Origin of the sequence: Sodalis sp. RH22 (genome assembly GCF_047324165.1) — a bacterium.
Taxonomy (GTDB): Bacteria; Pseudomonadota; Gammaproteobacteria; order Enterobacterales; family Enterobacteriaceae; genus Acerihabitans.
Map to the genome: position 1 here is coordinate 214,332 of NZ_CP178731.1, position 17,987 is coordinate 232,318.

The following is a 17,987-nucleotide window of genomic DNA, read 5'->3' on the forward strand; positions in this document are numbered from 1 at the left end:
CCGCCAGGGAGAGCCGGGGCGTAAACCGCCCTGGGTAGTGAGATGAACCTCTTTCCCGTGTTATCCGCCGCCCTGCAACGCCGGCTGCAAAACATTGCCATGGCGGTTTTTTTACTGGCGCTGCTGGTATTGGCATGCCGGATGTGGCCTCATCCGCCGCTTTCCCGGGGGCAACCTTTATCGTCGGTCTACTATGACCGGCAGGGTACGCTGATGCGTATCGCCCTCGCCAGCGACGACCGCTACCGTTTATGGACCCCGCTGGAGCGGGTTTCCCCGCTGGCGGTCAAAGGCCTGCTGCTGCATGAGGACCGCTGGTTTTACCTCCACCCCGGCTTCAACCCGTTCAGCCTGGCGCGGGGGTTCTGGCGCAGTTATGTCGCGGGCGGTAAAATGCAGGGCGGCTCGACCATCACCATGCAGCTGGCGCGCATGCGCTGGCATCTCAATACCCGCGCGCCGTCGGGCAAAATCATGCAGGTCCTGCGCGCGGCGCAGCTGGAACTGAGTTACTCCAAACACGATATTCTCGAAGCCTACCTGAACAGCGCCCCCTATGGCCGCAATATAGAGAGCATCGGGGCGGCCAGCCTGATTTATTTCGACAAGGCGCCGCAAGATCTGACCTTGCCGGAAGCGCTGACGCTGGCGGTGCTGCCGCAGTCGCCGCGTTATCGCATCGATGCCGGCGCCGGCGTGCTGGGCGCCTTGCTCTCGCAGGCGCGCAACCGGCTGTTCCAGCGCTGGCAGCGGCACTACGGCGTCGACGCCAGCCAGGGCGCGCTGTTCAGGCTGCCGCTGGCGCTGCGCCAGCCCGAGCGGCTGCCGTTTATCGCGCCGCATTTTATCGAGCAGCTGCGCCAGCAAAACCAGCGCTATATCGGCACCGATACCCGTATCGACACCACGCTTGACGCCGGCTTGCAGCGGCTCGTCGAGCGGCAGGTAACCGCGTTTATCACCCGCAACGAGCGCCGGGGCATCCATAATGCCGCCGTGCTGCTGGTGGATACCCGCGATATGGGAATACGCGCGCTGGCCGGGTCGGCGGATTATTACAACCGCGGCATTCAGGGACAGGTGAATGGCACCAACGCCAAACGCTCGCCGGGGTCGGCGCTCAAACCCTTTATTTATGCGCTGGGCTTGGAGCAGGGCGTGCTGCATCCGATGACTATCCTCAAGGATGTGCCCTCGGCGTTTGGCGCCTATGCCCCTGAGAATTTCGACCGCCGCTTTCTCGGCCCGGTCACCGCGACGGATGCCCTGAACTTCAGCCGCAATATTCCCGCCGTGTTCGTCGCTTCGCAGCTCCGGCAGCCGTCGTTTTATCAGTTCCTGCGGCTCTCCGGCATTGCCGATATGTCCAGTGAGAACCACTATGGCCTCGCGCTGGTATTGGGCGGGGGCGAGGTGACGATGCAGGAACTGGCAAAACTGTATGCGCTACTGGCGAATCGCGGCGAGCTGCAAGCGTTGCGGATGCAAAAAACCGATCCGCGTCCCGCGCCGGTCAGGTTACTCAGCGCGCAAGCCAGCTTCATCACCCTCGACATGCTGCGCCAACACCGCCGTCCCGGCGATACGCTGGCTCAACAACCCGCATCGTTACCGGTGTACTGGAAAACCGGCACCTCTTGGGGCTTTCGCGATGCGTGGAGCGTCGGGATTTTCGGCCCTTACGTCCTGGTGGTATGGGAAGGGAATTTCGACGGCGCCGGCAATAATGTCTTTGTCGGCGCGCAAGCGGCCGCGCCGCTGTTCTTCAACATAATCGACGGCATTAACGCCAGTTATCCCTCATTACAGGAACCGAAGCAGCCTTTTCCAAAGCAGCTGAAACGGGTCGATATCTGCCTCGCCAGCGGGGATTTACCGACGCCGTGGTGCCGGCAAACAGGCAAAACCTGGTTTATTCCCGGCAAGTCGCCAATCAAGGTCGATACGGTGTATCGTCCGGTGCGGCTGGATAAACTGACCGGCGACGTGGCCTGCCCGCCTTACGATGAAGATAAGACCCGCACCGAGGTGTTTGAATTCTGGCCGTCGGATCTGGCGAACGTCTTTGCCCAGGCCGGCCTGCCCAAGCGCAAACCGCCGGCGAATCACTGCCAGGATGGCGGCGTGGACGTCAGCGGTAATCCGCCGCGGATTACGTCGCCGTTAAAGAACACGACCTATACCCTGAGGCAATCACAGCCGGGGCGCGACCGGATTTCGTTTAATGCGGTGACGGATGCCGACAGCAACCGGGTGTACTGGTTTGCCGATGATATCTATCTCGGCAGCTCCGCCAGCAAAACGGCCCTTGATTGGCGGCCCATCAACAGCGGGCGCTACCGCATACGGGCGATCGACGATCGCGGGCGCGCCGACAGCCGGTTGGTGAATATTGAGATTGTCGATTAAGGCGGCAAAACGCGCGGCGGGTGAGCATACGGCCTGGCTGTTGACATGGGCGCGCCGGGCCGCGCGATGCCGCAAGGCCCGGAATACCGGCCTGGGCCGGCGTCAATGGAACGCGCACAGATAGCCCCTTTTGCCAAAATACTTGCCATAATAATCTTTTGGATTGGGATGATAACCGATGGCTTTGCCATTTCCCTGCGCGGCACATTCTTTATCGCCCTCATTCTGGTATCTTTCCGGAACAGGGCCGAACAGTTTAGCATTATTCCAAAACTGCTTTTGCCCCGGGGGGCTTACCAGCTTTGGCGGCGTCACGGAAGGCTTGGTGCCGGGCGAATTAGCAATATAGGCGCACCCGGAAGCGAGCAGCATAAAACCGGCCAACATTATGGAAAGGGTGGTTTTTGTCATAACAGATACCTGAATAAGCTGTGTATTAAATGTCGCGTAATAGCGATATGTCCAGATGCAACGTGCGATGTCAATTTTATTGCATTGCGTTAATGTGTAAATAAAAAATAATAATCCATTCTTACAATAAATTCAGCGCTGAATAAACACGCGTAATTGAGTGTTGAGATATATTTTCCCGATTAATTCATTATTAATACACTTACAAATTACCGTTCATAATGGGCAGGTGCAATTGCCACTTTTATCATATCCGGTTATTTTTTTGCTTTGAGAAAACTCTCAGTAAAGAGTAATAAAAACCCCATAAAATTCAAGCGGTAAAAAGAATTAATATATTAACCGATTTAAAATTATCCCGGCGTGATATCCGTTGCGAATATCGGCAATTGCGTTTGTTATCATTTATGTCCCCAGGGTCAGGCGCTATAACAACACCGCGGTAAACCTGAAACGGCGCGTTTACCGGCCAAGGGCGGCCAGGGGTGCGACGGCCGCTAGCGCTCGAATGGCGGCCCTCGGCGCCAAAACGGCCATTTATGAATCTGACTCATAGCCACATTATATTTTCATCAGGTTACCCGGGAAGGGTTCAAGGCTAAGATGAGGTTTCTGCCACCTCCCGTATACGCTAAAAAGAACATTATGAAGAAAACAGAAAGACGAGTGCTTATCGCCACAAGTCACAATACCGGGCTGTTATTTATCGTCATCCTGAGTGCTTTAATGGCATTCACCTCGTTGTCGACAGATATTTATTTACCCGCGATGCCGGCCATGTCAGCCGATCTCCGGGGGAGCGCGGAATTGACCATCACCGGTTTTTTAATTGGCTTTACCATAGCACAGCTTATTTGGGGGCCAATAAGCGATCGCCTGGGGCGCCGGGTGCCGTTATTTATCGGGATGGTGCTGTTTACCCTCGGGTCCATAGGCTGCGCCATGTCGCGTGATATTACTCAAATCGTCTTCTGGCGGGTATTCCAGGCGATGGGCGCCTGTATTGGACCGATGCTGGCGCGCGCGATGATCCGGGATTTATTTACCCGCACCCGCGCAGCGCAAATGTTGTCGACGCTGATGATGATTATGGCCATCGCGCCCATAGCAGGTCCGCTGCTCGGCGGACAGATGATCAGGGTGGCGTCCTGGCACGCCATTTTCTGGTTATTGGCCATTATAGGAACGCTGATGTTTATCTCCTTATGGTGGCTGCCGGAAACGCTGCCGCAGGCGCGGCGGATCAACGCCTCACTCGCTGGCGCTTTCGCTAATTATGTTTCTTTGCTGAAGAACAGGACATTCATGCGCTATACGCTGTGCGTGACCTTCTATTATGTTGCCGCGTATGCCTTTATTACCGGTTCGCCGTTTGTCTATATCAGTTATTACCAGGTTGATCCCCAGCATTATGGCTGGCTGTTCGCCATAAACGTGATTGGCCTGATGGCCATCAGCGCCGTCAACCGTAAGCTGGTGCAGCGCCACAAACTGGACACGCTGCTGAAAATAGCCACCTCGATTGCCGCCGCCGCCGCGGTGATATTGGCGCTGGCGACAAAAATGCAGGTGGGCGGTATCGTGCTCATTGTCATCAGCGTGTTTATCTTTTTTTCCATGAACGGGGTTATTGCCGCCACGTCTACCGCCGCGGCAATGGATGACGTGCCGGGAATGGCGGGATCCGCCTCGGCATTAATGGGTTCATTACAGTACGGGAGCGGGATTATTTCATCCCTGTTGCTGGCGTGGCTGAGCGACGGCACGCCCTGGACGATGGCCTGGATCATTGCGCTGTTCACCTCGGCCAGCGCCCTGATGGTGATACGGAAAAGCCCGGGAAGCGCACTATCGTGATAGCGCGCAGCAGAATCGCAAGGCAGGCGTGGGGCGCGTATTGCCATGGCGCGCCGGGAGGCGAGCCATAGTATGGCGGGGCTTACTGCTGATACTGCTCGTCGGTGACTTTTTCCAGCCAGTCGACGGCTTTGCCGTCCAGGGACTCGGCAATGGCGAGATGCGACATGGCGGAGGTGGCCGACGCACCGTGCCAGTGCTTAACGCCGGGCCGTATCCAGATGATATCGCCCTTATTCATGACCTGGGCCGGCTTCCCCCATTCCTGCACCCACCCCTGGCCTGCGGTGACAATCAGCGTCTGGCCCAGCGGATGCGTATGCCAGGCCGTGCGGGCCCCGGGCTGGAACGTGACGGTCGCGCCCCCCACGCGCGCGGGCGGCGTGGCCTGGAATGGCGCGTCGATACGTACCGTGCCGGTAAAATAGCTCTCCGGACCGCTGGCGGCGGGCGTGGAGCCGTGTCTGGTAATATCAATCATGGATGTTTCCTCAGCAAAAGTGGCCGACGGAGGTAGCGCCAACGGTAAGGCGGATATCATCAGTCGATTTATGACTATTTTCTCCAGCATAGATGCCCGACGATAATGACCAGCCTGCTGGTCATTATGATGTGAATAAGGCTGGGAAAAGCGAGAATCCTTTTTCGAGGATGCCACCGCCAGCATAAGGCAAAGATGATTAATGACAATGGGACCATTATTCATAGGACTTATTCATCATGCTCATAAGTGATATCAGTCCTACATTCCCTTTCCTCGCCAGCCCCCCGTCCTTGCATCATAGGTGTCGCCGCTGTGGCGACACCTATTCGCCAATATATCGCGTAAGCTCCATGGCATTATTTTATGCGGCAGCGCCGCCGTTAAGGCACGCTGAAATCATCAATGAGGTTTATTTGAACACTAACCAGACTTCAGGCGGCGCGTTGCGCAAGGCCTGCGTACTCCTGTCTGCCTGCCTTATCGCGGTGGCGAACCCGCTCGCCTTCACCGGGCCGGCCGTGGCCATTCCGACGCTCGGCCGGGCGCTGGAAGGCAGTTCGCTGGAACTCGCCTGGATCTCCAATGCCTTCATGCTCGCCTTCGGCAGCTGCCTGATGGCTGCCGGAGCGCTCGCCGACACCTTTGGACGAAAGAAGATCTTCCTTTGCGGGTCCTGCGCCCTGTGCATCGTTTCGGCCGCGCTTGCCTTCTCGCCAAACCTGTTCACCGCCGATTTGCTGCGCGCCGCCCAGGGCGTCGCGTCGGCGTTAGCGTTCTCCGGCGTGATGGCGGCGCTGGCGCAAGAATTCACCGGCCCCGGCGCCATCAGGGCTTTCAGCGTGGTCGGCACGAGTTTCGGCATCGGCCTGGCCTTCGGGCCGATAAGTTCAGGGCTTATGATTGCTATCTTCGGCTGGCGCTCAATCTTTTTCCTGGCGGCGGTCCTTGCCGGCGCGGCGTTCCTTCTTGGCACCGGCGTGGTGCGCGAATCGCGCGATCCCGACGCCGCAGGCCTCGACTGGAAAGGCGCCGTCAGCTTCACCGCCGCGCTGGCTTTCCTTACCAACGGCATTTTGGTCGCGCCGGCGGCCGGCTGGCTGGCTATGCCGGTCATTGTGTCTTTGGCCGGCGCATTGCTCCTCGGCGCCGTTTTTGTCCTGGTAGAAACCTCCGCGCGGCGGCCGATGCTCGACCTGTCGCTGTTCCGTATTCCGCGTTTCGTCGCTGTACAACTGCTGGCCGCGGCGCCGGCTTACGCTTTTGTGGTCCTGCTGGTGCTGCTTCCCATCCGGCTCGTCGGCATCAATGGCATGAGTGAACTGAAGGTCGGATGGATCATGATGGCGCTTTGCGGTCCGCTCCTGGTCCTGCCGCTCATCGCGGGCCTGCTCACGCGATGGTTATCCTCCGCTGCGCTGTGCGGAACAGGGCTGATGCTGTCGGCCTGCGGTCTCTTATGGCTGGGCCGCTGGGCGGGCGGCGAGGCCGGCCCGGCGCTGATTGCTCCGCTCCTGCTGATCGGCATCGGCATCAGTCTTCCCTGGGGGCTGATGGACGGGCTCGCCCTCAGCGTCGTGCCGCGCGAACGCGCCGGCATGGCGACGGGCATCTTCAACACCACCCGCGTGGCGGGTGAAGGCATCGCGCTCGCGATGGTAAACGCGCTGCTTGTGGCGTTGCTTATCCCCCGGTTTGATTCTTTACTGCCGGAGGCGCCATCATCGGCCAGCGCAGCCGCGCAGCGCCTGGCAGGCGGCGATTTGGCAGGGGCGAATGCCGCCCTCAACGCGTCTTCCCCTGAGGCCCTGACCGCAATTTACCAGAGCGTGTTCAGCCTCCTGCTCGACGTGCTTTCGGCAATCGCGGCAATAACCGCCATCGTCATCTTTATCGCATTGCGGGGCGCGGGACGCACGGCGGAATTGACGCGGTCATCGAACCCGTGACACCGGCGGTATTTTTACCCGTGCTTACGGATGGAGCCGGGCGCCTTTGATTGCCTTATCGACATCCTTGCGCGGGCCACGCACGGCAAGCCCCACTAAATCCGGCCTGTGCGCGTGCTCGGCGCGAAAAACCCTGCGCCCTTCCTCGCCATGGGATTGATCAAACATAGCGTTCACATAGGCGGAACACGTCAGGCCCCTCTCCTGACCAACCCGCAGCGCGCGTAACAGCGTATCCTGCGAAGCCGAAAATACGACTATAGGTTGCCCGAACAGTCGGGTATATTGCCGCTCATCCGCATCGATATATATCTCGCTCATGGCCTCGGGGGAGGCATCGCCAATGCCTGTCGCCAGAAAAGCCGTGACGTTCAGTTTTTTCCAGAGCGGGAGGGGATCCAAAAGTATTATCGCGGTCTTGGTCAGAGGTACCATATCGTCATTCACTATCGCTGGTTGAACATTATTCTGCGGTAATATAATTTTCTCACATAATATTCGGCGCTAGGAAGTGTATAAGGCGAGAGGCGCGAAAATACGAACGCGGTTCGCGGCACATCTGTTTAAGTGTCTTGCCGGACCATGAAATCCTGAATATTCTTCAGCCCTGATAGCCTGTATGTACCTTGGGAACACGCCTGAAAAAAAACGCAGGGAAATGCGGCGGCCATTTTTTCAATCCGCGTCGTCGCCATCCATTAACGGGCTCGGGCCGCGTTCCAGGTAGGTAGAGAGGGCGATATGGCTATGCGTGGAAGACACGCCCTCTATTTCATGAATCTTGCCAAGCAATGCCTCCAGGGACTGAGTGTCTTGCGTGCGGACCTTGAGCAGGATAGCGCTTTCCCCGGTGACCGTGTGGATTTCCTCGACTTCATTAAAGGCGCGAAATTCTAGAATCCGGCGGGTACTTGTCCAGTTTTTGGTGTCAACGTGCACGAAAGCAAGCAAGGGGCGGCCTAGCTTTTTGCCGTCCAAGAGGGCGACCGTGCCTTTGATGACGCCATCCTGTCTTAGACGCTTGGCCCGCTCGTGGATGGCGGGCGGCGATAAATGCATTAACTGGCCCAGCTCGGCGTAACTTCTCGTTGCGTCCTCCGACAGCAGGGCGAGGAGCTTGCGATCCGCCGCGTCAAGGCGGGAAAAGGCGCTTCTTGCGGTCTGTTTGCTTTTACTCACGTGTTTCCACCCCCGAAAGTATTGACGCTGGTTCGGCATCATAAAACAGCCGGGGAATGAGATAAAGTCATTGGAAGTGACCCCGTCTCATATGAATGCCACATCCCGCGTGTTATCGGTATTGGCCGTTTTGTTACGTTATGCCGGCTGCTTTATTCTTGTTGATCGTTAATACAGCCGGCGGCAGATTTTGCCTCGATGAGTGCGCTTGAATATTCCCCAAGGCAAACAGCGAAAATAAACGTCTCCTTGCCATGATATTAATCCTCCTGGCATACCATAACGGCAAAAAAGGTGTTTTTGCGATTCAATTTGACATTATTGTTAACGCAATCCTTACGTTATCGCGGCCGGCGTTAGGGTAATATCCACTCTTTCTGAGAATGATTGTTCTCAAAACATAACGATTGAAAGAGTGAACCGATGACGCATCCAAAATTACTGATTATCAGTATGTTTTTGTTGATTGCCGGCTGTGATGACTCGACCTCGCCAACGGCCGGACAACCAGCCGCCATACCGCAAGTCAGTATTGTCACGCTACATACCCAGCCGGTAACACTTACCACCCAATTACCCGGCAGGACCACGGCGGTAAAGGGCGCGGAGGTCCGGCCGCAGGTCGACGGCATTATCCTGAAGCGGCTTTTCACCGAGGGTGCCGAGGTGAAGGCCGGCCAGCCGTTATATCAGATCGACCCCGCCACGTATCAGGCCGCCTATGATAAGGCGCAGGCGACGTTCACCAACGCCGCTGCGCTGGCCAAACGCTACAAGCCGCTGTCGGAAGCCCACGCCGTCAGCGGCCAGGTTTACGACGATGCGGTCGCCGCCGCCAAAGAAGCGGCCGCTGATGTGGAAACCGCGCGGGTCAATCTGAATTACACCCAGGTCAAGGCACCGATTTCCGGCCATATCGGCCGGTCGATATACACCGAGGGCGCTTTGGTGACCAGCGGGCAGACGAGCTATCTGACCACCATCCAACAGCTGGATCCGATGTACGTCGATATCAGCGAATCCTCTCAGGATCTTTTGCGTTTGCGCCGGGCGCTGGCGCAGGGCCATCTGAAATCGGCCGGCGATAACGCCGCGGCGGTACAACTGACCCTTGAGGACGGCAGCATCTATCAACAGGAGGGCAAGCTGGAGTTTTCTGAAGTGACGGTGGATGAGGGGACGGGATCGGTAACCCTGCGGGCATCGTTCCCCAACCCGCATAACGAACTGCTGCCGGGGATGTTTGTGCATGCGGTCCTGCGCCAGGGCGTGCAGGAGCAGGGCATTCTTATTCCCCAGGAAGCGGTCGGCCATGACGTCAAAGGTAAACCTTACGTCTATGTGGTGAAAACCGATGACACCATCGAACAACGCACTGTCGCCACCGGCGAAATGATCGACGGGGAGTGGCTGGTGGTGCAGGGGCTGCAGGCCGGTGAAAGAGTCGTTACCGACGGGCTCCAGAATATCCGCGCCGGTATCAAGGTTAACGCCAGCGAACGTCGGAACGCCGTCGCCTCAACGGGCAGCAACAACTCTTCGATGACCGATCCGTCGGCACAATAGGGGAAACAAGATGTCGAAGTTTTTTATCGAACGTCCCATTTTTGCCTGGGTTATCGCCATCGTCATTATGCTGGCGGGCGGCTTGTCCATCTTGTCTTTATCGATCAACCAATACCCTAATATCGCGCCTCCGGCTATTTCGGTTTCCGTGACCTATCCTGGCGCAAGCGCGGAAACCACGCAAAAAACCGTGGTTCAGGTTATCGAACAGCAAATGAACGGCCTGGACAATCTCCGTTATCTTGAATCGCAAAGTAACAGCGACGGCAGCGCCACCATTATCGCGACCTTCGATCAAGGCACCGATCCGGATACCGCGCAGGTACAGGTACAAAACAAGGTTTCGCTGGCGGAGTCGCAATTGCCCACCGAGGTGACCACCCAAGGGCTGAGGGTCGCCAAATATCAGGCCAATTTCATGATGGTGGTGAGCCTGATTTCGCAAGACGGCAAATTGAGCGATTCCGATCTGGCCAATCTCCTGGTGTCCAAACTGGAAGACCCCATCGCCCGTACCAAAGGGGTGGGCGACTTTATGGTGATGGGTTCCGAATACGCCATGCGTATCTGGCTGGACCCGGCCAAATTGTATCAATATTCCTTGATCCCAAGCGACGTCAGTACCGCCATTACCCGGCAAAACGTGCAAATTTCTTCCGGTAAACTGGGGGGGCTGCCTTCGGTAAAGAATGCCAAATTCAGCGCCACGATTATCGGTAAAACCCGCCTGGAAAGCGTGAAACAGTTTGAAGATATCCTGCTTAAGGTGAATACCGATGGCTCGCAGGTGCGCTTACGCGATGTCGCCAATATTGATTTGGGGCCGGAAGATTACAGCATTTCGTCAACTTTTAACGGCCAGCCTTCATCCGGGATGGCGTTAAGGCTGGCCAGCGGCGCCAATGTGCTGGATACCGCCAAAGCGGTCAAAGCCACCATCGCCGGTCTGCAGTCTTCCCTACCGGACAACGTCAGGATCGAATACCCATACGAAACCTCGCCGGTGGTCAGCGCCTCGATAGAAGAGGTGGTCAAAACCTTGTTTGAAGCCATTGTGCTGGTGTTCTGCGTCATGCTGCTGTTTTTACAAAATCTGCGTGCCACGCTCATCACCACCATGGTGGTGCCCGTGGTCCTGCTTGGTACGTTTGGCATACTGGCGGCCTTTGGGTACTCGATCAATACGCTGACCATGTTCGGTATGGTGCTGGCGATAGGCTTGCTGGTGGATGACGCCATCGTGGTGGTGGAAAACGTCGAGCGGGTCATGTCCGAAGAAAAGCTCGGGCCGAAAGACGCCACCATCAAATCCATGGCGCAAATTCAGGGCGCGTTGTTTGGCATCGCCCTGGTGCTGGCGGCGGTGCTGGTCCCGATGGCTTTTTTCAGCGGCTCCACCGGGATTATTTATCGCCAGTTCTCCATCACCATTGTTTCGGCCATGGCGTTGTCGGTGCTGATGGCGCTGATTTTCACGCCGGCATTATGCGCCACCCTGCTCAGGGCCTCGGCGGGAGAGCGATCGCAGCGTGGTTTCTCCGGCTGGTTCAACCGCAAATTCGATTCGGGCACCGTGCATTACACCCGCTATGTCGGCGGCGTTATTTCACGGCGCAGGGTATTTATGCTGGTTTACCTGCTTATCGTGGCGGCCACCGGTTATTTGTTTACCCGTGTTCCCGGGTCCTTTCTGCCGGACGAAGACCAGGGCGTGATGATGATGCAGGTGACCCTGCCGGCCAACGCCTCGGCGCTGCGCACCCAGCAGGTCCTGATGGATATGGAAAACTATCTGCTGGACAAGGAATCCGCCTCGGTGAGCTCGGTATTCGCCGCCAACGGCTTCAGCTTTTCCGGCCGCGGGCAGAACAGCGCCATGGCGTTTGTCAAACTCAAGGACTGGAGCGAGCGCGGCGGCGGCAACCTGTCGGTGCAGGCGCTGGCCGGCCGCGCCATGCAGCACTTCGCCACGTTAAAAGACGGTAAGGCCTTTGCGCTGATCCCACCGGCGGTGATGGAGCTGGGCAACGCGACCGGTTTTGACTTCTACCTGCAGGATAACGCCGGCAAAGGCCATGACGCCTTGATGGCGGCGCGTAATCAGTTCCTGCAACTGGCCGCGCAGGATAAACGCCTGACGGCGGTACGTCCCAACGGGATGGAGGACGAACCGCAGTACCAACTGCTTATTGATGACGAGCGCGCCAGCGCGCTGGGCCTGAACCTGGACGATATCAACGATACGCTGTCCGCCGCCTGGGGTTCCACCTATGTAAACCAGTTTATGTATGAGGACCGCGTCAAGCAGGTCTACATCCAGGGCAACGCCTCATCGCGCGTGACCCCGGAAGATCTGGATAAATGGTATTTCCGCAACGGCAGCGGCCAGATGGTACCGTTCTCGGCTTTCGGCAGCGGTAAATGGATCTATGGCTCACCCCGCTATGAACGTTTCAACGGCGTCTCGGCGGTGGAGATTATGGGATCGCCGGCAAGCGGGTTGAGTTCGGGCGCCGCGGTTAAGGCGGTCAATGACATCGCCGCCAAATTGCCGCAGGGCTTCAGCGTGCAGTGGCACGGACTGTCTTATGAAGAACAATTGTCCGGCTCGCAGACGCCGGCCCTGTACAGCCTTTCGGTGCTGGTGGTATTCCTTTGCCTCGCCGCCTTGTATGAGAGCTGGTCCATACCTTTTTCGGTGCTGCTGGTGGTACCGCTTGGCGTGTTGGGCACCATCGGCGCGGTATTGCTGCGCGGATTACAAAACGATGTCTTTTTCCAGGTCGGGCTGCTGACCACGGTCGGGCTGGCGGCGAAGAACGCCATCCTGATTGTGGAGTTCGCCAAAGAGCTGCATGAAAAGCAGGGCAAAGATCTGGTCGAGTCTGCCATTGACGCGGCCAGGCTGCGGATCCGCCCCATTATCATGACCTCGATGGCGTTTATCCTCGGCGTCTTGCCATTGACGATTTCCCATGGCGCCGGATCGGGCAGTCAACATTCCATTGGCACCGCCGTGGTGGGCGGCATGCTTACCGCTACCTTCCTGGCCATCTTTTTTGTGCCGATGTTTTATGTCGTCGTGGTCAACCTGTTCACCCGTAAAAACAAAAAAACATCGCAGTCCGAGGCGACCTCTCATGAATAAACGTTATCTGGTTCCGGCTCTTGTGCCTGTTATGATTTCCCTGGCGCTGGCCGGCTGTACCTTGCAGCCGGCGTACCACCGGCCGGCAATGCCGGTGGCCGCGGACTGGGACGCCGCCGGCCAGCGCGGCAAGGCGGCGGACGGCGCGGATATCCGCTGGCAAACATTCTTTACCGACCCGGCCATGCATCAGCTGATCGGCCTGGCGTTAGCCAATAACCGCGATTTGCGAGTGGCGGCGCTGAATGTCGAGACGGCGCGCGCGCAATTCCATATCGACCGGGCCGCGCTGCTGCCCACGGTAGATTTGTCCGCCAGTCAAACGGCGGAACATTTGCCGGGGAACCTGTATTCGACCCAAAGCTCCGGGCCGGTAACCTACCATCAATACGATGCCAGCCTGGGCGTCACTTCCTGGGAGATGGATTTTTTCGGCCGGGTGCGCAGTCTGCGCGACAAAAGTCTGGAAAGCTATCTGTCGACCGAGGCGACGCAGCAGGCGACGCAAATCAGCCTGATTGCCGAAGTGGCGACGGGATATTTGACATTGTGTTCGGACAATGAATTATTACTGTTGGCGCAACAGACCGCCGCCAGCCAGCAACAATCCTATGATTTGACCAAACGCAGCTATGATGCCGGCGTCAGCACCTCGCAGGATTTGGCGCAAGCGGAAACCACGGTGCGCAGCGCCCAGGCCGATGTGGCGCAATATACCCGCCAGGTACGGCAGGATATCAATGCGCTGCGCCTGCTGGCCGGAACCGGGCTGCCCGCCGGTCTGGCCGAGCATGCCCGCCTGAATAAAGAGTGGCGTTTCCCGGCGACACCGGCCGGCCTGCCGTCCGATTTGCTGACGCGGCGGCCGGATATTATTGCCGCCGAACATACCCTGAAAGCGGCTAACGCCAATATCGGCGCAGCGCGGGCGGCATTTTTCCCAAGCATCAGCCTGACGGCGGCGGGCGGATCCTCAAGCAGCAGCCTGGGACATTTGCTGGAGGGAGGGACCGCGGCCTGGTCGTTTGTGCCGACAATCACCCTGCCGATTTTTGATGGCGGCGTGAACCGGGCCAATCTGGATATCGCTAAAACCTCGCAAAAAATCGAGGTGGCGAATTATGAAAAATCCATCCAAACCGCGTTTAAAGAAGTCTCGGACGCCCTGGCCGGCCAGTCGACCTATCAGGACGAACTGGCCGCCCGTTCGCTGAACACCGCGGCCAACCAGCGAAACTATGATGCGTCGAATATGCGTTATCGCCAGGGTGTGGATAATTATCTGTCTGTGCTGGTGGCTCAGCGTTCGCTTTATAGCGCGCAACAGTCGCAAATCACGACGCAGCTGGATTTACTGCAGCAACAGATTACCCTGTACAAAGTTCTGGGCGGCGGGTGGCGACAGTAGCCCTGGCGCTTACCGCCCCCGGTCCGCTATCATCGGCGCCTGGCGATTGCCTTTTAGACCGGCTTACCGCTAGATTTATTGCTGGCCCCGGTAAAGGATTAAGATCTGATGGCAACTAAAAACAAACCCCTGGTGCCCGACAGGCAACAGAAAATTGCGGATCGGCGCGATCAGATTATTGCCGCTGCCCGCCTATGCTTTCGTAAACACGGTTTCCATGGCGCCGGTATGGCTGAAATCGCGGCGCAATCCCAGTTGAGCGTCGGCCAGATATACCGCTATTTCACCAATAAAGAGGCGATTATCGAAGAAATCGCGCATCGTATCGTCAAGCATCGGGTGCAACTCATGCTTGATAACGATAACAACCTGGAACATATGGCTTCAGCGCTGGCGGATCACCGGCTTTTGGATGGCGATGAGACGGAAATCAACCAGGCGCTGATGCTGGAGGTCTCGGCGGAAGCGACGCGCAATCCGCGTATTGCCCGCATTCTGCTGGATGTTGATGCCGTACTCTTCCGGGAGGGCTGCAAGATGCTAATGCAGGCCTATCCGGAGATGAGCCATGACGCCGCCGCCAGTCTGGCGGAGCTGATGGCGGTGCTCACCGAGGGAACCATGCTGCGTATCTTGACACAGCAGCGGCAAACCACGCATAAGGGTTTGCAGCAAATCTATCTGAACCTCTTCTCGGCGGTGTTTCCCGCCAGGCCCGAAACCGCTCCCGAGTAATGCATTTGCAAGCAACAGGGCCTGGGAGGCCCGTAGGCGAATGCGCAGGGATAACCCGCGCACGCGCTGACGTGGTCAATCTCCCGACGCGCGGGAGTTGCGCGCAGCCACGGCGGTATTGGCGCGATAGAGATAAAGCGCGATGAAAAAGCCCATCGCCGCCGCAATCCCGCCGACCAGAAATAGGCTGCCGTAGCCGGCGCGGTCCGCCAGAAATCCCGCCACAGGCCCCGTCAAGCCATAGGCGAGATCCTGGAAGGCCGCGTACCCGCCCATGGCGCTGCCGCGCAGATGCGGCTCCACGAGATGAACCACTTCACGCCCCATGGCCGGAAAGACCAATGAGCACCCGAGTCCGGTAAGGAATGCGCCGGCAAGGGCGAGGGAGGGATCGTGCGCGCTCCAGATAAGAATCTGGCCGATGGCTTCGATTGCCAGCGATCCAAGCGCCACGGGAAGGCCGCCCATGCGATCGGGCAGATGGCCAAATAGCACGCGGACCAGGACGAATCCGCAGCCGAAAGCCGTCAGGCCCAGCCCGGCGTAATGCCATTCCTGATGCAGGAAATAGAGGGCGAAGAACGCGCCGATAGCGGCAAATCCAATGCCTTGAAGGCAAACGACCACCCCATGCAGCCAGATTCTGCCGAGCACGTTCGTAAAGGCGGGGCGTTTGCCGTGCGCAGACGGGGCGACGCCGGCCACGCGCCAGATCGCCAGCAGGCCCAGGGCGCAGAGCAGCGCGCTCACAGCCATGGTGCTGGAAAAGCCAAACCATTTCAGCAGCGCCAGTCCCACCGGGCCGCCGACGGCCAGGGCGCCGTAAATGGCGGCGCCGACCAGGGCCAGTACCTGGCCTGAACGCGCGGGCCCCACCAAACCCACCCCCCATAGGATAATGCCGACGCCGACCAGGCTTTCGCCCAGGCCGACCAGCAACCGGCCCGCGATAAGAACCAGATACGCAAGCCAGGGGGCGTAGGGCAAAAATCCCGCCCCCGACGAAATGAGCGCCCCGCACGTATAAAAGCCCAGCCCCATCCTGACCGCATACCTGGCGCCACGGCGGTCGGCCAGGTTGCCGGCATAGCCGCGGGTCAATACCGTCGACAGGAAGGCGACGCCAACGCCGAGACCTGCGTAAACATTGCCGAACCCCAGTTTCCCGGTCACGAATACGGGAATGACAGGGAGAGGAATGGCCACGCACAAATAGGAAACAAACAAGATCGCCATCAGCAGCATGAGGCGTTTCTGCGCGGGATCCCGCTTAAGCGTATCAGTCATAATGCATTAATCCCCGCAAAGCGCCACCCCGTGGCGCCGGTAATGAATATTGGCGTAATGGCATCGCCTGAATGAAAAACATGGGAAGTCATGCTCAACCGAGTTTGATGGACAATTCCACGTCTTGGGCGAATGGCGTGGACAGGTAGCCCCCGGCGGGCGAGCGCACGCGCGCCAGATAATCGGGGCTGTAGTCGGTATTGTCGGCGACGATGAGCGCCCCCGGCCGCAGCCGCTTTTCGACCAGGTTAAGGATGTCGCTATAGAGCGACTTGGCGCCATCCAGCAACAGCAGGTCGATGGACGGGGGCAGATCGGCGGCCAGCGTTTTGAGCGCGTCGCCGGCCCTGATCTCCACCAGGTCGATCAGCCCGCCGGCGGTCAGATTCGCGCGCGCCTGCGCCAGCTTGGACGGTTCAAACTCGCTGGTGATAAGCCGGCCGCCGCCGTTGTCGCGCAGCGCCGCCGCCAGGTATAAAGTCGAGATGCCGAACGACGTACCGAACTCCACGATGGTGCGTGCATTGGCGCTGCGCGCCAGCATATAAAGAAGCGTGCCGGTTTCGCGCGAGACCGGCAGCCAGAGGTCTTTCAGGTGCCCATAGAGCGCGAGATAGTCAGTCTTGCTGTGCATAAAGCGTTCGCGTTCTTCGTGCGCCATTGCCGCCCAGGCCGGACTGCGCGCCTCGTCCGCCTGTTTGAACAGGCGATCCAGCAGGGGAGCCAGCGGAGCGGTGGAGAGTGTGGTGATCATAAAAGTGTCCGATAGTGTAGGGCTGATGTTGACCGCCTTGCGGCGGCCGGATAATATGAGTAATTACTCGCGTTTTAGAATACGACTAATTCGTCATGTTTCCTATTCGCATTCACCTTCACGTTGCCAGGGCCCCCATGACCCATCGCCGAAACCCGCAGATTTCCTCACGAAAAATACCCCAGCAGGCGCGTTCGGCAGAGCTTGTGGCCGCGATTCTCGAAGCGGCTACTCAGGTTTTAAAGGAAGAGGGCGCGCCGCGGTTCACCACCGCGCGGGTTGCCGAAAGGGCCGGTGTGAGCATTGGATCGGTGTATCAGTATTTCCCGAATAAGGCGTCGATCCTTTTTCGTCTCCAAAGCGATGAATGGCGGCAAACTACGGAATTACTGCGGCGCATCCTTGACGATGGCGGGACACCGCCGCTGGAGCGTTTGCGCATATTAGCGCACGCCTTTATTCGCTCCGAATGCGAGGAGGCCGAGATGCGCGTGGCGCTCAATGATGCCGCACCCCTCTATCGGGATGTCCCCGAGGCGCAGGAGGCCCAGGCGGCGATCGACCAGACTGTGCAAGCCTTTATGCGGGAGGTGCTGCCCAACGCGTCGCTAACAACCCGGGCATTGGCAAGCGACCTGATCATGACGACCCTCAGTACCGTGGGGAAACATTTTTCCGCGGGTCCCCGTACCGCCGCCGAGATCACCGCCTATTCCGACGCCATGGCGGATATGTTCTGCGCCTATCTCGAAGGGATTGGCCATCGTTGAACCGGGCGTTTTTAACCGGGTTTTAGCGTGATT

The 17,987-nt window shown here is 58.3% G+C and carries 14 protein-coding genes; 8 read left to right on the forward strand and 6 right to left on the reverse strand.

The features are described 5' to 3' along the window. Window positions 1-42 precede the first annotated feature (42 nt). Window positions 43-2,409, forward strand: a complete 2,367-nt coding sequence (gene pbpC, locus ACL2XN_RS00900) for a penicillin-binding protein 1C (protein ID WP_413729885.1) — start codon at window positions 43-45, stop codon at window positions 2,407-2,409. Window positions 2,410-2,511: 102 nt separating this feature from the next. Here the strand turns inward: pbpC and ACL2XN_RS00905 are convergent, their stop codons facing one another. Next, window positions 2,512-2,820, reverse strand: coding sequence for a hypothetical protein (locus tag ACL2XN_RS00905; protein WP_410014521.1), 309 nt, complete (start codon window positions 2,818-2,820; stop codon window positions 2,512-2,514). A gap of 645 nt (window positions 2,821-3,465) precedes the next feature. On the opposite strand from ACL2XN_RS00905, the gene ACL2XN_RS00910 reads away from it, so the two are divergent. Beyond that, window positions 3,466-4,677 (forward strand): multidrug effflux MFS transporter, encoded by a 1,212-nt coding sequence (locus tag ACL2XN_RS00910; protein ID WP_410014522.1) that lies wholly within the window; start codon window positions 3,466-3,468, stop codon window positions 4,675-4,677. An 82-nt stretch (window positions 4,678-4,759) separates the two neighbouring features. On the opposite strand, the gene ACL2XN_RS00915 is transcribed toward ACL2XN_RS00910, so the two are convergent. Next, a complete protein-coding gene (locus ACL2XN_RS00915) occupies window positions 4,760-5,230 on the reverse strand; it encodes a cupin domain-containing protein (protein WP_413731034.1) in 471 nt (156 codons plus the stop codon). Window positions 5,231-5,511: 281 nt separating this feature from the next. On the opposite strand from ACL2XN_RS00915, the gene ACL2XN_RS00920 reads away from it, so the two are divergent. After that, window positions 5,512-7,107, forward strand: a complete 1,596-nt coding sequence (locus ACL2XN_RS00920) for an MFS transporter (RefSeq protein WP_413729886.1) — start codon at window positions 5,512-5,514, stop codon at window positions 7,105-7,107. A 24-nt stretch (window positions 7,108-7,131) separates the two neighbouring features. Here ACL2XN_RS00920 and ACL2XN_RS00925 read toward each other — a convergent pair whose 3' ends face one another. Then, on the reverse strand, window positions 7,132-7,542 hold the full coding sequence (locus ACL2XN_RS00925) for a DUF2000 family protein (protein WP_413729887.1): 411 nt from the start codon (window positions 7,540-7,542) through the stop codon (window positions 7,132-7,134). Window positions 7,543-7,782: 240 nt separating this feature from the next. After that, window positions 7,783-8,286, reverse strand: a complete 504-nt coding sequence (locus tag ACL2XN_RS00930) for an Lrp/AsnC family transcriptional regulator (protein ID WP_413728101.1) — start codon at window positions 8,284-8,286, stop codon at window positions 7,783-7,785. Window positions 8,287-8,709: 423 nt separating this feature from the next. Between ACL2XN_RS00930 and ACL2XN_RS00935 the strand changes: the two genes are divergently transcribed. The 4 genes from ACL2XN_RS00935 (at window position 8,710) to ACL2XN_RS00950 (ending at window position 15,143) form a co-directional block, all read left to right on the forward strand. Continuing rightward, a complete protein-coding gene (locus ACL2XN_RS00935; RefSeq protein ID WP_413728102.1) occupies window positions 8,710-9,852 on the forward strand; it encodes an efflux RND transporter periplasmic adaptor subunit in 1,143 nt (380 codons plus the stop codon). A 10-nt stretch (window positions 9,853-9,862) separates the two neighbouring features. Then, window positions 9,863-13,000, forward strand: a complete 3,138-nt coding sequence (locus ACL2XN_RS00940) for an efflux RND transporter permease subunit (protein WP_413729889.1) — start codon at window positions 9,863-9,865, stop codon at window positions 12,998-13,000. Next, the gene (locus ACL2XN_RS00945) at window positions 12,993-14,408 is read left to right on the forward strand and encodes an efflux transporter outer membrane subunit (RefSeq protein ID WP_413729890.1); all 1,416 of its coding nucleotides are present in this window, start codon (window positions 12,993-12,995) and stop codon (window positions 14,406-14,408) included. The genes ACL2XN_RS00940 and ACL2XN_RS00945 overlap by 8 nt, the downstream gene beginning before the upstream one ends. Before the next feature lie 108 nt (window positions 14,409-14,516). Continuing rightward, a complete protein-coding gene (locus tag ACL2XN_RS00950) occupies window positions 14,517-15,143 on the forward strand; it encodes a TetR/AcrR family transcriptional regulator (protein ID WP_410014528.1) in 627 nt (208 codons plus the stop codon). Between the two features lie 75 nt (window positions 15,144-15,218). Here the strand turns inward: ACL2XN_RS00950 and ACL2XN_RS00955 are convergent, their stop codons facing one another. Then, window positions 15,219-16,430 (reverse strand): MFS transporter, encoded by a 1,212-nt coding sequence (locus ACL2XN_RS00955; protein WP_410014529.1) that lies wholly within the window; start codon window positions 16,428-16,430, stop codon window positions 15,219-15,221. Window positions 16,431-16,524: 94 nt separating this feature from the next. Then, window positions 16,525-17,184, reverse strand: a complete 660-nt coding sequence (locus tag ACL2XN_RS00960) for an O-methyltransferase (protein ID WP_413723149.1) — start codon at window positions 17,182-17,184, stop codon at window positions 16,525-16,527. A gap of 137 nt (window positions 17,185-17,321) precedes the next feature. Between ACL2XN_RS00960 and ACL2XN_RS00965 the strand changes: the two genes are divergently transcribed. Beyond that, window positions 17,322-17,954 carry a TetR family transcriptional regulator gene (locus tag ACL2XN_RS00965; protein ID WP_413729892.1) on the forward strand — a complete coding sequence of 211 codons (633 nt, stop codon included), beginning with the start codon at window positions 17,322-17,324 and terminating at the stop codon, window positions 17,952-17,954. The last annotated feature ends 33 nt before the right edge of the window (window positions 17,955-17,987 follow it).

Coding starts and splice junctions, on each gene's coding strand:
- pbpC (WP_413729885.1), top strand. CDS start 43: ATGAACCTCTTTCCCGTGTTATCCGCCGCCCTGCAACGCCGGCTGCAA.
- ACL2XN_RS00905 (WP_410014521.1), bottom strand. CDS start 2,820: ATGACAAAAACCACCCTTTCCATAATGTTGGCCGGTTTTATGCTGCTC.
- ACL2XN_RS00910 (WP_410014522.1), top strand. CDS start 3,466: ATGAAGAAAACAGAAAGACGAGTGCTTATCGCCACAAGTCACAATACC.
- ACL2XN_RS00920 (WP_413729886.1), top strand. CDS start 5,512: ATGGCATTATTTTATGCGGCAGCGCCGCCGTTAAGGCACGCTGAAATC.
- ACL2XN_RS00925 (WP_413729887.1), bottom strand. CDS start 7,542: ATGGTACCTCTGACCAAGACCGCGATAATACTTTTGGATCCCCTCCCG.
- ACL2XN_RS00935 (WP_413728102.1), top strand. CDS start 8,710: ATGACGCATCCAAAATTACTGATTATCAGTATGTTTTTGTTGATTGCC.
- ACL2XN_RS00940 (WP_413729889.1), top strand. CDS start 9,863: ATGTCGAAGTTTTTTATCGAACGTCCCATTTTTGCCTGGGTTATCGCC.
- ACL2XN_RS00945 (WP_413729890.1), top strand. CDS start 12,993: ATGAATAAACGTTATCTGGTTCCGGCTCTTGTGCCTGTTATGATTTCC.
- ACL2XN_RS00950 (WP_410014528.1), top strand. CDS start 14,517: ATGGCAACTAAAAACAAACCCCTGGTGCCCGACAGGCAACAGAAAATT.
- ACL2XN_RS00955 (WP_410014529.1), bottom strand. CDS start 16,430: ATGACTGATACGCTTAAGCGGGATCCCGCGCAGAAACGCCTCATGCTG.
- ACL2XN_RS00960 (WP_413723149.1), bottom strand. CDS start 17,184: ATGATCACCACACTCTCCACCGCTCCGCTGGCTCCCCTGCTGGATCGC.
- ACL2XN_RS00965 (WP_413729892.1), top strand. CDS start 17,322: ATGACCCATCGCCGAAACCCGCAGATTTCCTCACGAAAAATACCCCAG.